Here is a 15,444-nt window from a genome sequence, read left to right on the forward strand (position 1 = left end):
TTGTCCCCGCGTCGAATCAGCATGAAGCATCTGCTCCCCAGCACCGCCCTCGCTCTTTTCATCGGTATCGGCCTGTTGCCGGTGTCGGGCACCACATTCGCAGCCAACAGCTGGGACAAGTTGCAGCCTGATCGCGATGAAGTCATCGCCAGTCTGAACGTCGTCGAGTTGCTCAAGCGTCACCACTACAGCAAGCCGCCGCTCGACGATGCGCGCTCGGTGATCATCTACGACAGTTACATCAAGCTGCTCGACCCGTCGCGCAGCTATTTCATGGCCAGCGATATCGCCGAATTCGACAAGTGGAAGACGCAGTTCGACGACTTCCTCAAAAGCGGCGACCTCAACGCCGGGTTCACCATCTACAAGCGCTATCTGGACCGCGTCAAGGCGCGTCTGGACTTCGCCCTTGCCGAGCTGAACAAAGGCGTCGACAAGATGGACTTCAACACCAAGGAGACCTTGCTGATCGATCGCAAGGACGCGCCTTGGCTCAAGTCCACCGCAGAACTCGACGACCTGTGGCGCAAACGCGTCAAGGACGAAGTGCTGCGCCAGAAGATCGCCGGCAAAGACCCGAAGCAGATCCAGGAAACCCTGACCAAGCGCTACAAGAATCAACTGGCGCGTCTCGATCAGACCCGTGCCGAGGACATCTTCCAGGCGTACATCAACACCTTCGCCATGTCCTACGACCCCCATACCAACTATCTGTCGCCGGATAACGCGGAAAACTTCGACATCAACATGAGCCTGTCCCTCGAGGGCATCGGTGCCGTGTTGCAGAGCGACAACGATCAAGTGAAGGTCGTGCGTCTGGTGCCGGCAGGCCCGGCGGACAAGACCAAGCAGGTCGCTCCCGCCGACAAGATCATCGGCGTTGCCCAGGGCAACAAGGAAATGGTCGACGTGGTCGGCTGGCGTCTGGACGAAGTGGTCAAACTGATTCGCGGTCCGAAAGGCACCGTGGTGCGCCTGGAAGTGATCCCGGCGAGCAATGCGCCGAACGACCAGACCACCAAGATCGTGCCGATCACCCGTGAAGCGGTGAAGCTCGAAGACCAGGCCGTGAAGAAGTCGATTCTCAGCCTGAAACAGGACGGCAAGGACTACAAACTTGGCGTGATCGAGATCCCGGCCTTCTACCTCGACTTCAAGGCGTTCCGTGCCGGCGATCCGGACTACAAGAGCACCACTCGCGACGTCAAGAAGCTGCTGACCGAGCTGCAAAAGGAAAAAGTCGACGGCGTGGTCATCGACCTGCGCAACAACGGCGGCGGCTCCCTTCAGGAAGCCACCGAACTGACCAGCCTGTTTATCGACAAAGGTCCGACCGTGCTGGTGCGTAATGCCGATGGCCGTGTCGACGTCCTCGAGGACGAAAACCCGGGCGCGTTCTACAAAGGCCCGATGGCGCTGCTGGTGAACCGCCTGTCCGCCTCGGCTTCGGAGATCTTCGCCGGCGCCATGCAGGACTACCACCGCGCGCTTATCATCGGTGGTCAGACCTTCGGCAAAGGCACCGTGCAGACCATTCAGCCGCTGAACCATGGCGAACTGAAACTGACCCTGGCCAAGTTCTACCGTGTCTCCGGGCAGAGCACCCAGCATCAGGGCGTGCTGCCGGACATCGACTACCCGTCGCTGATCGACACCAAGGAAATCGGCGAAAGCGCCCTGCCGGAAGCCATGCCGTGGGACACCATCCGCGCGGCGATCAAACCAGCGGCCGATCCGTTCAAGCCGTTCCTCGCCCAGCTGAAGTCCGAACATGACGCGCGCACCAACAAGGATGCCGAGTTCGTGTTCATCCGCGACAAGCTGGCCCTGGCGCAGAAACTGATGGAAGAAAAAACCGTCAGCCTCAACGAAGCCGATCGTCGCGCCCAGCACGCCGACATCGACGCCAAGCAGCTGGCGATGGAGAACATCCGTCGCAAGGCCAAAGGCGAAGAACCGCTCAAAGAGCTGAAGAAAGAAGACGAAGATGCACTGGCCGCTGCCGAGCCGGACAAGGTCAAACCGGAAGACGATGCCTACCTGAGCGAAACCGGGCGCGTGCTGCTGGATTACCTGAAACTGAGCAATCAGGTGGCCAAGAAGTAAGTGATGGCAATTTAGTGCTGACGATCCCCGGATCGTCATCAAACAGTCATCATTCTGTCGTGCAATAAAGGACCGGGAGCAAGCGCTCCCGGTCCTTTTTTTATCGCCAGAGACTGCCATGACCACGACCGAACAGCTGAGCGCGTTGAGCTCGATCCTGACTCAAAGCGGTTTACACAGCCTGTTCCAGCCGATCATCTGTCTTTCCGAACGCCGCATTCTCGGTTACGAAGCCCTCACCCGTGGCCCGTCCAACAGCCCTCTTCACTCGCCGATTGCCCTGTTCGCCGTGGCGCGACAGGCTGGCCGATTGAGCGAACTGGAGATCGCCTGCCGGCAAAGCGCCTGTCGCCGGTTCAATGAGCAGCAACTGCCGGGCAAGCTGTTCCTTAACGTGTCTCCAGAATCCTTGCTCGAAGCCGCGCACCAACCCGGGCGTACGTTGCAACTGCTGCAGGACTTGGGCATTGCGCCGAGCCAAGTGGTCATCGAGCTCACCGAGCAGACGCCAATCGATGACTTTCAGTTGCTGCAAACCGCTCTGCATCATTATCGGGCGATGGGTTTTTCCATTGCGCTGGACGACTTGGGCGCAGGCTATTCGAGCCTGCGCCTGTGGTCGGAATTGCGTCCGGATTACGTGAAGATCGACCGGCACTTCATCGACGGTATTCATCAGGATGCATTGAAAAGAGAGTTTGTCGGTTCGATTCTGCAAATCGCCAAAGCGTCCCGCGCGCAGGTGATTGCCGAGGGCATCGAGTTGCCGGAAGAACTCGCGGTGCTGACTGAAATGGGAGTCGACCTGGTGCAGGGCTACCTGCTCGGCCGCCCTCAGGAACATCCATCCCGGGACGCTCGCGCGATGATGCCCAAACACGACAGCAGCGCCGTCGCGCTGAATGACGAAGGCAGCGACCTCAGCGCCCTGCTCAACGACCAGCCCGCCGTGCAACGCGATACGCCCACCGCGACGGTACTGGAAGCCTTCCGCCGCCAGGCCAATCTCAATTCACTCGCTGTGCTCGACGAACAAGGCCAGCCCTGCGGCATCGTCCATCGCCACTCGCTGTCGGACGCACTGCTCAAACCGTTTGCCACCGATCTGTTCGCGCGCAAACCGATCAGCCGCCTGATGAACGATGACTTCCTCGCCGTGGAAATCAGCCAGTCGCTGCAGCAAGTCAGCCGACTGATCACCAGCCGCGCCCGCCAGCGCATCGAAGAAGACTTCATCATCACCCTCAACGGCAGTTACCTCGGCCTCGGCCGGGTGATCGACGTGCTCAAACTGATCACCGAACTGAAAATCCAGCAGGCGCGCTACGCCAATCCCCTCACCCTGCTACCCGGCAACGTACCGATCCAGCAATGCCTCACGCGCCTGCTGCAACAGGCCCGCGAGTCGATCATCTGCTACGTCGACATCGACAGCTTCAAACCCTTCAACGACATCTACGGCTACGGCCGTGGCGACGAAGTCCTGCTCTGTCTCGCACAATGCCTCAACGAACGCATCGACCCCACCCGCGACTTCGTCGGTCACATCGGCGGCGACGACTTCCTCCTCGTCCTCGGCCCCGAAGACTGGCGCAAACGCCTCAACCAACTGCTCGACGACTTCCAAAGCCAATGCCGCCGGTTCTATCGGCCCGAGCACCTTGAGGCAGGATGTTTTATTGCGCCAAATCGTCAGGGTGTGCGGCAGGAATTTGCATTGTTGTCGTTATCGATTGGGGTGGTGCATCTGCGGCCTGAGGCTTGTGCAGCGCTTGATGCCAGCCAGCTTGCGGAGATGGCTTCGCAGGCTAAGCATCATGCGAAGGGGGTTGTGGGGTTTAGTGTGCACCTGATTGATAGTTTCGCCTTGGGCGATCAAGAACTGCAGTTAGTGGAGCAATGTTAATCTGTTCAAATTTACGAAACGACGAGACAACTCAACGTCACCATTGACTCTGATCCTCAAGGCTCGCCCGAACCAGATCATCCTTCCACGACTCACTCGCGATCTCGAATACATGTTCAAAAAAACCACGAGCATCCATTATTTCCGTCTCATCCCATGCCAGTGTTCTGGGATCTTCATAGTCGCTCTCAAATTCTTTAGAAAAATCAAAATCAGCATCATGCAAATGGCTTTCAAGAAGTTTAAAAATCACAAACCTATGGCGATAGGTTAAATAATCAAAATCGGGAATAATGAAGTCATTAATTATTTTTTTTGGTCTTCATAACTATTAGGATTGTAAATCCACAACGCCTCACCAAGCGTTTCTTCTCGATCGTAGATCGATATTCCACCCAAAACATGAGAGAGTTTTGGCTCATATGGAAAGTTTGTGAATGGCTGCATCAACATAATTCCACCTATCTCGGAAAGCCAGTAAACGGCCGCTTAACATCTCGTTTATCAAATTTTACTTCCGCTCCATCCAAGCTTTCTACGTAACGAGGATTACTTGGATTTCTTTCATTGGGCTTGTACCCACGACCCGCTCCTGGCAGTTTCATCCTAACAATAGGGTTTCCGTCTGCATCATATCCTGTCGGCTCAGGTATTTTTTTATGCATTCTGGATAAAGCGAAATGCAACGCTCTAAATTGCATCATCCAACTACTGAATTGCGAACTCGGGCCCACTGGGCCTCTAACGCCTTTTTTTGTTGGATGTGAGCCGTCTATTGATCTTTGCTTTAAAGCTGAATCATCGATCTCTGGGCCATGTTTTTCTACTGAGTGCATTCTGTATTGTCTGTTCCAAGCTAATACCCGGCGCTTAGCTTCAGCTTCATTTTGCGGTCCATCTTTGCCAACATCCGGAACGGTCGGTAACCCTTGATTTACATTCGGCCTGTTAGCTAGAGTCGGTGCTTGGCACCTCTCGGGCCTATTAGTTTTCGGCGGCGGGCAGTTGGACGTCAACCCCAACGGATCCACCCACCCCGTCGGATTCGGCACGTACTGGTACTGATTCAACCCGCCCGCGAGCTTCACCGGGTCCGGGGTCAGATACCGCCCTAGCCTCGGGTCGTAATACCGATGCCGGTTGTAATGCAGCCCACTTTCAACATCGAAATACTGCCCCTGAAAACGCAGCGGTTGATCCAGATAATCTTCGCCGGCCAAGGTCACAGCGGCGACTTTGCCGTAGGCGTCGTATTGCGCGGACCAGACGATTTCGCCGCTGTAGTCGGTGAGTTCCTGCGGGGTGCCGAGGTGGTCGAGTTGGTAGTAGAAGGGGCAGGCCTTTTTCGGGCCTTTGCCGTCGAGCATCGCGAGTGGGCGGAAGGTGCCGGGTTCGTAAAGGAAGCTGCGGTATTGCGTGGCGCTGCTTTCGGCGACGAGGTGCTCGCCTTGCCAGAAAAATTCGGTGACGGCGCCGTCGACGGTTTTGCGGATACGGCGGTCGAAGGCGTCGTATTGATAAGTGGCGGTCTGGCCGTCGGGGCGGGTCAGGCCGATGAGGCGGTGCTGGCAGTCGTAGCGGTATTCAGTGACCAGGGTCTGGCCGTGGCCACGGCGTTCGCGGATCAGGTTGCCGAAGGCGTCGTAGTCGTAATGACGATCGCCCTGCATCAACAGGCGATTGCCCTTCATCTGCGCAGGGCCGGGGCGGTCCTGCATCAGCAGGTTGCCGGCCGGGTCATGGGCGAAGGATTCGGGCAGTTCGTCGCGCGAATGACGTACGCGGATCAACCGGTCGAGGGCGTCGTAGCCGTAGGTGCGCTGGCCGTGGCGGCTGTCGGCGATGTGCTCGAGATTGCCGTTGGCGCTGTAGGCATAATCGCGGCGGTACAGCGAGGCGTGGCGATGACCTACAGCGTGGGCAAGCAAGCGGCCCTGATCGTCGTAGGAGTATTCGCTGAGCAGCAGACCTTGCTGGCGTTGCTGTTCGCGACCGGACTGATACACATGCCGGGTCAGCGGCGTGCCGTTGAGGTCGATGGCTGACAGCGCACCGCCCTTGGCATATTGATAGTCGAGCTTGCTGTTGTCCGGCAGGCGCATCCGCTTGAGCTGGCCGCAGGCGTCATAGGCGTAGCGCAAGGTGCCCCAGCCCTGATGCTCGGTGATCAAGCGATCCTGACGGTCATACTCGAAGGCCAGCGGATGGTTCTGGTCGTCATCGACGGCAACCAAGCGCCCGAGGCGGTCGTAGTCGTAGCGGATCTTGGCGCCATCGGGCAGGGTTTTGACCAGCAAGCGCCCGGCCTTGTCGCGCTCGTAGTGGGTGACCAGACTTGGACCGAAATCACCAAACTCGGTCTTTTCCAGCAGATGCCCATTGAGATCGTAGGCATACGCCGTACGCCGCCCATCAAACCCGGTTTCCTGTCGGATCAATCCGGTCGGCGTGTAATCCAGTCGGTATTTTTCCCCGGACTCGTTTTCGATCTCTGTCAGCAGCAACCGCGCATGGTCATAGCGATACTGCACGCGGGTGCCGTCGGGGTTGATGCGCCGCGAGACCAGGTGCAAATCATCGTCATATTCATAGCGGGTGATGCGCCCCAGTTCATCGCGCTCAGCGGTGATCTGCCCGTAGGCGCCATAGCTGTAGGCGTGCGTGCTGCCCGTAGGAGAAGTCGTCAGGATCAGTCGGCCGGCCGCGTCCCACTGCTGACGGCTGACAACACCAAATTCGTCCTGGGTGGTAATCCGCCGTCCCAGCGCGTCGTAGGAAAAGCGCCGCACGCCGCCATCGGGCAGGGTTTCTTCGATGAGCTGGCCAAGCTCGTTCCACACCCAGCGATGGCGGCTGCTGTCCGGATAACGCAGCGACAGCAATTGCCCGCGCAAGTTGTAGTAGTAATGGGTGACCTGGCCGTCGGGATCGACCGCTTCGGTAACGGCACCTTCAGCGTTGCGCCGGTAAATCCACACCGCATCACCACGGCAACGCTTGTAGAGAAAACCGTTGCGGTACTCGTAGGACGTTGGTGCATCGTCCGGCGGAATCAGCGCGATCAGCCGTCCGATTTCGTCATAGCGGTATTCGGTGACCGCGCCCAACGCATCCTGCTCGGCGATCAAGCGCCCCTGCTGGTCATAGGCCTTGAGCTGTTCACCACCATCGGCGGCAACCTGGCGCACCAGCCGTGCGCGCTCGTCGTGGACGTAGACTTCTTCGGTGCCGTCGACGTAATGCACGGTCACGCTGGCGTCGTCATCGTTCCAGACGTAACGGGTGTTCATCTGCGAGAACGACGCCCAGTGGCGCACGCAGCGGGCGGCTTTGCCCTCGCGCTGCCACTCCCAGAAGAAGCTCGCGCCGCCGGTCAACTGGCGCTGGAGGATGACGTGGTGGTCGTCGTAGTCGTAGCGTTCGCTGTCGCCCACCGCGTTGGTCGCAACCAGCAGGCGTTGCCGGGCATCGAAGCTGTAGGTGGCGAGGTTTTGCTCGGTGATCCACTCGCCCTGAACGAACACCTGATACTCGACCGCCACCAGTTGCGCGCGGTCATAACGCAACAGCAATGAGCGGCCGGCGCCGTTGTCCAGACGCTGTATGCGATCGGAGCGATCGCGTTGCAGGGTCAGACGATTGCCGTAGACATCGCTGATTGCGGTCAGTCGTCCGGCGCGAAAGTGATAGAACCGCGCGCTGTCGCCGGCCAGAGCCAGAATCAGTTCTTCGGGTTCCTCGCCGAGAAAGATCGCCGCCCGCGACAGGCTGTTGTGGATCGCCGGGCGCGCGACGTTGGGCAGGGGAAAACGAGTGCGGCGGTTTTCGTGGTCGATCCAGATCACGCCATCGCCGTCGAAGGCCAGCCGATGCGCGAGCGTATGGCTCCAGCCGAAACCCAGGCCGATGTCGATCTCGACCGCGCTGCTGCGGTACAAGCGGGTGAACTCGAAGGGCAGCACGCCATCGAGCACCGCGTCGGTCAGGGTCAGCAGTTCTTCGCCGGTGACCATCGACACCGGGCAGCCGTTTTTGCAGGTATTGGGGACGCAGTCGGCGGCATCGCCGTTGGGGTTTTTCGCCTGGTCGGGCGCGTCGTCGTGTGGCTCGTCCTTCTTCAACATGGCGTTGCGCTTGGCATCCCAGCGCAATTGCATCCGGCCCTTTTTCACCCCGGCGGCGATGCCCCGCGCGGCAACGGCTTTGTAGCGGTCGACGTATTCAATAAAGGCGTTGACGATGCTGAACAGCGCCTTGACCAGACGCTTGGCGACGTTGAACAGCTGCGTTGCGCGGTCAGCCAGACGCAGCGTCAGATAAGCGATCCCCGCCCCCGCTCCGACAAACGTCAGCACCACGCTGATCAAGACATCGATGATCAGTTGCACGATCATCATCGACGCCACTTCAGCAGACTTGCCGGCAACCTCGCTGGGCGGCAGCATGTCCAGCCACAGACTCGCCGACCGTAGCAGCAAGCACATCGCCGCTTCGTCACTGACCAGCAACTGCAGCTTTTCCATGAGATCCGGAGCGGTCTGTGCCAGCTCGATCAGATCAGCCGCGCCGCTGCCTAGACGCTCGGCAAACTTGCCGGGGTCCTGGAGGATTTCCGAGAGCAGACCGAGGCTGTCCCATACCCCCTCGATGGCCGCCCAACTGCCGGCGAGCATGCCGTTGCTGGCTGCGGTCGCCACCGAGTATGACCACTGCGGCTTGAAACCTTGCCACTCGCTACGCAGCCAGCGCTCAAGTTCGCCGGTCAAACCGTCGTAGGATTTGAACAGCTCGTCGACTTGACTGGAGGTGACAGCGCTGTGGACCAGAACGCGGTAGAACTTGCCCTCGTCGCCTCTGAACTCGCCCTTGCCCTGCTGATCAAGGGTGACCGGCGCGGTTTTGCCGCTATCCACGTCGACCACATCGACGGAAATGTTGCCCAGCGGGATGTCGTAGACCGATTCGAACTTGCTCTCGATTTGCATCAGCCCGCCGTGCGGGCACTGGACGACGCTGGAGGAAAATTCGTCGTCGCTGCTGCTGACCGCCGTACTGCTATCGCCGAAGCGGATGATCCGCTCCATACCCACCAGCGATGGCAGGTCTGCTGCCTCGCTGATCTGGTCTGCCCTGCGACTGAGCCAGTGATCAAGCTGTTTGCGGTAGAGGCTGAGCGTTTGCGGAAAGCTGTCGAGTTCCTGCTCGATGCGCGCGATGGCTTCCATCAACACACGCGAGCAAACAAGGTGGACTGAAAAACGGGCTGAAGCATGAGCGGTCCCTCGCGCAAGAAATTAGTCGCGGGAACTGTGCGGGGGATCAAAGAGGAAAGAAGTCAGGCGAGTAGGCAAAGGATGTAGGACTAATCTGCAATCCAACATCAAGCGAAAAACGTGCAGGCAGAAACGTAAACGCGGCGTGAGGAAAACCTCACGCCGCGTTTACTTAGAAGACATACATGGAATTACTGCGTTGAATCACCAGCCTTCAGCTGTTGCAGCTTCAGCTCGGCCAACGGGTGGCCGGCCTTGGCGGCCATGCTCCACCAACGAGCGGCCTCAACGGGATCCGGCGCCTTGCTCGGCGTACCGGCGAGGCTGATCACGCCGACTTGATAAGCGGCTTTACCGTCGCCGGCCAACGCCGCCAGACGCAGCAGACGCACGCCTTCTTCACGCGCGCCTAGCCCGACGCCGCGAAAAGTCAGAATGTACCCATAAAAGCTTTGAGCATCGACATTGCCGAGGTTGGCCATGCGCGCAAACTGGCCTTCGAGCCAGCGCCAGCCACGCGGCTGGCGAACGAACCACGACCAATGAAACAGCCGGCGGGCCAGCCAATAACCGGCCCGCGCCTTGAGCCGCAGAAACACTCAGGCCTCCGCCGATTCCGGGTATTCGTATTCGAAGACCCGCACCACTTCCGAAGCATGCCAGGACGCCGCTGCAACGCCATCTGACGGCCCGGAAAAGCGCCCCAGACGCTCGACACATTCAAAGAACCCGGTACGCGGCAAACGACTCGCGCCCTGACTGATGACCAGCGAACTGCGCAACGGCTGCTCGGCTTTGGCATCCAGTGCGGCCAGATGCTCCAGCGCAGCCGTCAGCGTCTGCATCGCCGGCGTCGGCAGCTGCAAACGCTCAAGCAAGGCTCGATAGGTCAGAAGATGGCGCTGACGGCGCGCCTGGTCCAGTTCCCCCAGCAATCCGTCCCAATGTTGACGGCTGATGCGTACGCTCACGATTCGTCCCTCCAACCCGGCACCGTCAGTTCCCAGGCCAGGCTGCGGCGAATCGCGGCGTCGGGCTGACGCTCACCACTTTCGATCATGGCCAGGTAAGACGGGCTGATGCCTACCGTGCGGGCCAGCGCCTCGATGGCGATGCCCTTCCCTTCGCGCAAACTGCGTAATTGATCCAGACCCGGAAGAATCGGCTCCGGCGAGGTGGCGAGCGGCGCTGCTGGCTGCTGCGCCGGTGTTGCGTTGATCCCTGCTGCTTTCAGTAAAGCCTGATATTGAGCCCACGGCAGAACCGCGTATTCGGGTTCGCCATCGCGTGCAATTATCTGAATATCCATGACTACCCCGTAGGACAACACCACTTAGCGAGTCGGCACTTTTCCCTAGAAGTGTAATCCTAACAGCGGCTAAGGTCGCGAGTGGTATCTATCTGTAGGCAGACTTGGTCAGTCAGGGTTTTTTCGGGCCTTGCAGCTGCAATTGTTCAGGGGTATCAGGGAGGCGTTCAACCACCGCCAGCTTTTCGGGCTGCTGGCGTTTGCGCCACAGGCGAAAGGCGTTGAGCTCGTCATCGAGGGTTTTCATCAGCCAGGCGAGGACAGCGATGTCATCGAGCATGCCGAACATGGGAATGAAATCCGGAATGGCATCGACCGGGCTGAGGAAATACATCAGGCCCGCCACCACCGAAATCAGCGACTTGGCACTGATCGCGCGATACTCGCCACGCCAGTAGGCCAGGCACAGCGACTGCAGCAAGCGCAGATCATCCTTGAGTTTGCCCAAGCGATTGCCTTGCGCGGCGCCTTTGCTGGCCACGGCAAACAATAGGGTCGGCAGGCGTCCACGGGCCAGCAGGCGACCGGCCAACGGCAGGAATCGAGCGAAATTCCACGGAGCTTTCATCTATTCTTCCCGTTGAAATGTTATCCACACAAATTGTGGATAACCTTGTGAACAGAGCTGCATTTCAGCGCTGAGAGCCCCGTTTCATAAGGGCTGCGCTCAGATCGGGCGTTTTTTACTCACATAAAAAAGCCCAATATTTCATTGACTTGGCAGCTCAGGGCGTCTAGCGCGGGCAGCCTCAAAGCTATGACTGTGCTGATCGCCGTCAGTTCGCTCTGTTTACCTTCCCTGACCTGCAGATGCAACAACGCCCCGCATAAGCGAGGCGTTGTTTTCGAGCCGTTGCGTGTTACTTGGCAGCGGCGTCTTCTTTGGCTGGATCCTTGATGGCCAGCAGTTCCAGGTCGAAAACCAGAACCGAGTTGGCCGGGATTGCCGGGCTTGGCGACTGAGCGCCGTAAGCCAGATCGCTAGGGATGTACAGTTTGTACTTCTCGCCAACGTGCATCAGTTGCAGACCTTCAACCCAACCCGGGATCACGCCACTGACTGGCAGATCGATCGGGCTGCCGCGCTCGACGGAGCTGTCGAACACGGTACCGTTGGTCAGCTTGCCGGTGTAGTGAACAGTGACGACGTCGGTCGGCTTAGGCTGTGGGCCATCGGCTTTCTTCACTACTTCGTACTGCAGGCCCGAAGCGGTGGTGGTGACACCGGCCTTCTTGCCGTTTTCTTCGAGGAATTTCTTGCCGGCGGCTGCCGACTCTTCGCTCATCTTGGCCATGCGCTCTTCAGCACGCTTTTGCAGCGAGGCGAAGGCTTCGACCAGTTCTTCATCTTTCAGCTTCTGTTCTTTCTTGCCAACGGCATCTTCGATGCCCTGGGCTACCGCTTTGGAGTCCAGATCATCCATGCCTTCCTGGGCAAGGCTTTTGCCCATGTTCAGGCCGATGCCGTAGGAAGCTTTTTGCGCCGGGGTTTTCAGCTCTACGCTGGTCTGCGAGTCACAACCCGCGAGTACCAGGCTAACCAGGGCTACCGCCGCCGCCAACCGATGCTGTTTCATGCTATTTCCTTGTTCATGCGCCGAATGGGCAATCGAGTAAAGCCGCGAGCTTATCAGGCCGCCACGACCAATGGCTACCGGCATGAGAGCAGGAATCTTCCGATAAGTTCAGGGATTAAAACGCATTTGGACGATGGCTGGATGAAGCTTCTGTCATCCGTGAACGACAAGGCTTGTCGGCTCACGGCTCAACATCTGGCGTAATGGCCACTTGCCCAGCCAGCGCCGCTCAGGCATAACAGCGCAACAATTCGACAAGGATGTTCAACTTGCGCCTCTTATTCCGCGTTATCAGTCTGGTGATCGTGCTGGCGTTAATCGCCGTGGCGGTGATTACCTATTACGTCGCCAATCCGAAATTGCCCTTCCACACCCCGCCGCAACAGGTACGTTACCTGGATCAATGGAGCGAAGAGCAACGGCAGACCTACTACTTCACGCCCCAAGGTACGCAAGTCAAAGGCCTGCGTTACGAGTGGTTCCAGGCATTGGAATTGCCCTTCTCCGAGCAGCGCTTCGCCTCCCCTGAATATCTCGCCCGTTTCGGCTTCCTGGTCGACCCGCAGCAGAAAGCTAGCGCGAACAACCCCGGCAACCTCCCCGTCGGTTTTGCCCGGCACCAGAATCCCGGCAACGCCTCCGAGCATTATCTGGACATCACCTGCGCCGCTTGCCACACCGGCGAGTTGCGCTTCAAAGACCAGGCCGTGCGCATCGATGGTGGCACCGCACAGCACGTGTTGCCTTCCAGCGTTCCTACTTTGCGCGGTGGCAGTTTCGGACAGGCCCTGGTCGCCAGTCTCGCCTCGACTTACTACAACCCATGGAAGTTTGAGCGCTTCGCCCGCCAGGTGCTCGGAGATGATTACGAAGCGCGCCGCGAACAATTGCGCAGCGAGTTCAAGACATCGCTGAACACCTTCGTCAAAGTGGCCTGGAACGACACTCATCGCGGCCTGTACCCGACCGAGGAAGGCCCGGGGCGCACCGATGCGTTCGGCCGGATTGCCAACGCGACGTTTGGCGATGCGATTTCCCCTGCCAACTACCGCGTGGCCGATGCCCCGGTGGATTATCCGCAGCTGTGGGACATGTGGACGTTCGATTGGGTGCAGTGGAATGGCTCGGCCCAGCAGCCGATGGCGCGCAATATCGGCGAAGCGCTCGGCGTCGGTGCCACGCTGAATTTCTTCGACGCCAACGGTCAGCCGCTGCAAGGCGCTGAGCGCTATCCCTCCAGCGTGCGCGTGCGCGATCTGCACGCCATCGAAGAAACCTTGCAGCAGTTGAAGCCGCCAACCTGGCCGGAAGATCTGTTCGGTGCGATCGACAAGCCGCTGGCCGCCAGAGGCCGCGCGCTGTTCGCGGAAAACTGCGCCGGCTGCCATGTCCCGCGCCAATCCCAAGAAGGCGAACGCTGGGTGCAGCACTTGCACATGATTCCCGTGGAGGTGATCGGCACCGATCCGAATGCGGCCAACAACATTGCCAGTCACCGTTTCGACCTGAGCGCACTGCAATGGGATGTCAATGAGCTGGAAAAGATGGACGTCAAACTGCACCCCGAACCCAAGGAGCCGCTTGATCTGAGCCAATTGTCGGTGGCCAAGGGCCTGGCTTACGTCACCGCGTTCGTGGAAAACCGTGCCTATCGCGACGCGCAGATCACGCCGGAAGAAAAGCCGCGCATGGATGGTTTCGGCCTGCCGATCGGCGTGCGCGAGAAAGTGGCTTACAAGGCCCGACCGCTGGCTGGCGTGTGGGCGACTGCGCCGTTTCTGCACAACGGTTCGGTGCCGAGCATCTATCAGTTGCTGTCACCGCAGGATGAGCGCGCCACTACTTTCTATAAAGGCACGCTCGAATACGATCCGCGCCACCTCGGCTATCGCACCGAGCCTTTCACCAACGGTTTTCTGTTCGACACGCGCATCAGCGGCAACCGCAACAGCGGCCACGAATTCCGCGCCGGCGCTCGCGGCAACGGAGTGATCGGCCGACTCCTGCAACCCGAGGAGCGCTGGGCGCTGCTCGAATACCTGAAAGTACTGGGCGGACCATTGGAGGCGCAGTTGCCATGATCATGCCGACATTCAAAAAAGAACTGCCGCCACTCGCGCGTTTCTGGCTGTGGTTGGGGCGTTTGCTTGGCAAGACGCTGCTGATCCTGCTGGTCATCGCCCTGCTCGGCTGGGCCATCGCCGCCGCGTGGTTCGCTTGGCAGCATCGTGGGCCGGTGTCGGCGCAGGAACAGATTCCAGCAGGCGAAGCGGCGATGACCCAGGACGTCATCCAAACCGCAGTGCGCATCGTCGACCAGCACCGCGAACCCACGCGTTATCTGCGCGATGCTCACGCCAAGGCGCATGGCTGCGTGAAGGCGCAAGTGCAGGTGTTACCAAAACTGGAGCAGTCGCTGCGACAGGGGGTGTTCAGCGAGCCGGGCAAGACCTGGCAGGCGCTGATCCGGTTGTCCAACGGCAATGCCTATCCGCTATTCGACAGCATTCGCGACGCGCGCGGGATGGCAATCAAGCTGTTCGAGGTTCCTGGCACGCAACTGCTCGGCAATCGCCAGGACCAGCATGAACAGGATTTCGTGATGTTCAGCCATCCGAATTTCTTTGTCAGCAATGTCGCAGAGTATCGTCAGAATGTGGCGGCGCAGGCTGACGGCAAGAAGGTCATGGCGTTTTTTCCGACATGGGATCCGCGCACCTGGCAGGTCCGCCATCTGTTTATCGCCTTGGCCACTCTGTCAGCGCCGCCGGACAGTCCGACCGAGACCACATATTTCTCGGTATCGCCCTACAAGTTCGGTGAGGCCAATGCGAAATTCCGCGTCGTGCCGGATCCGGAGCGTTGCCCCGCGTATACGCTGCCCAAACAGAATCACGACCTGCCGAATTTTCTGCGCAGCGCACTGAATCAGCAGTTGTCGACGGATCGGGTGCCGGCGTGCTTCGCCTTGCAGATCCAGCGCCAGGACGCGAATAAGTACATGCCGATCGAGGACACGAGCATTGAGTGGCGTGAGCAGGATGCGCCTTTTGCAACGGTGGCGCGGATCACCCTGCCCGCGCAGGACTTCGACACGCCGGCGCTGAATCTGCAATGCGACAACCTGTCGTTCAATCCGTGGTTCGGCATCGAGGCGCATCGGCCGATTGGCGGGATCAATCGCTTGCGCAAGGCAGTGTACGAGGCGGTGAGCGATTATCGGCATGCCCGCAATGCGGCGCAGTAGCGCGGCGATTTTATAAATCGCAGACA

The 15,444-nt window shown here is 59.3% G+C and carries 10 protein-coding genes; 4 read left to right on the forward strand and 6 right to left on the reverse strand.

Annotation, left to right across the window (positions count from 1 at the left end; all coding sequences use genetic code 11):
- Positions 1 to 21: 21 nt before the first annotated feature.
- Positions 22 to 2,106, forward strand: a complete 2,085-nt coding sequence (locus ACYSTU_RS00820) for a carboxy terminal-processing peptidase (protein WP_163018905.1) — start codon at positions 22 to 24, stop codon at positions 2,104 to 2,106.
- A gap of 118 nt (positions 2,107 to 2,224) precedes the next feature.
- On the forward strand, positions 2,225 to 4,012 hold the full coding sequence (locus ACYSTU_RS00825) for a bifunctional diguanylate cyclase/phosphodiesterase (RefSeq protein ID WP_264364782.1): 1,788 nt from the start codon (positions 2,225 to 2,227) through the stop codon (positions 4,010 to 4,012).
- A 461-nt stretch (positions 4,013 to 4,473) separates the two neighbouring features.
- Here the strand turns inward: ACYSTU_RS00825 and ACYSTU_RS00830 are convergent, their stop codons facing one another.
- From ACYSTU_RS00830 to bamJ, 6 genes are all read right to left on the reverse strand, one after another.
- Positions 4,474 to 9,237 (reverse strand): RHS repeat-associated core domain-containing protein, encoded by a 4,764-nt coding sequence (locus ACYSTU_RS00830; RefSeq protein ID WP_498995111.1) that lies wholly within the window; start codon positions 9,235 to 9,237, stop codon positions 4,474 to 4,476.
- A 239-nt stretch (positions 9,238 to 9,476) separates the two neighbouring features.
- A complete protein-coding gene (locus ACYSTU_RS00835) occupies positions 9,477 to 9,884 on the reverse strand; it encodes an SEL1-like repeat protein (protein ID WP_264364780.1) in 408 nt (135 codons plus the stop codon).
- The gene (locus ACYSTU_RS00840; protein ID WP_003223109.1) at positions 9,885 to 10,256 is read right to left on the reverse strand and encodes a hypothetical protein; all 372 of its coding nucleotides are present in this window, start codon (positions 10,254 to 10,256) and stop codon (positions 9,885 to 9,887) included.
- Positions 10,253 to 10,594, reverse strand: coding sequence for a helix-turn-helix domain-containing protein (locus tag ACYSTU_RS00845; RefSeq protein WP_076566752.1), 342 nt, complete (start codon positions 10,592 to 10,594; stop codon positions 10,253 to 10,255). Before ACYSTU_RS00845 ends, ACYSTU_RS00840 begins: the two co-directional genes overlap by 4 nt.
- 112 nt (positions 10,595 to 10,706) lie before the next feature.
- Positions 10,707 to 11,162 (reverse strand): YkvA family protein, encoded by a 456-nt coding sequence (locus ACYSTU_RS00850; protein WP_016773733.1) that lies wholly within the window; start codon positions 11,160 to 11,162, stop codon positions 10,707 to 10,709.
- Positions 11,163 to 11,454: 292 nt separating this feature from the next.
- On the reverse strand, positions 11,455 to 12,171 hold the full coding sequence (gene bamJ, locus ACYSTU_RS00855) for a BamJ family beta-barrel-assembly machinery protein (RefSeq protein ID WP_016773732.1): 717 nt from the start codon (positions 12,169 to 12,171) through the stop codon (positions 11,455 to 11,457).
- 269 nt (positions 12,172 to 12,440) lie between these two features.
- Here bamJ and ACYSTU_RS00860 point away from each other — a divergent pair, with 269 nt between their 5' ends.
- Both ACYSTU_RS00860 and ACYSTU_RS00865 read left to right on the forward strand, forming a co-directional pair.
- Positions 12,441 to 14,252 (forward strand): di-heme-cytochrome C peroxidase, encoded by a 1,812-nt coding sequence (locus tag ACYSTU_RS00860; protein ID WP_498995119.1) that lies wholly within the window; start codon positions 12,441 to 12,443, stop codon positions 14,250 to 14,252.
- Entirely contained in the window at positions 14,249 to 15,418 is a 1,170-nt protein-coding gene (locus ACYSTU_RS00865; RefSeq protein ID WP_498995122.1) for a catalase family protein, read from the forward strand. The genes ACYSTU_RS00860 and ACYSTU_RS00865 overlap by 4 nt, the downstream gene beginning before the upstream one ends.
- The last annotated feature ends 26 nt before the right edge of the window (positions 15,419 to 15,444 follow it).

Source organism: Pseudomonas glycinis, from assembly GCF_054871425.1.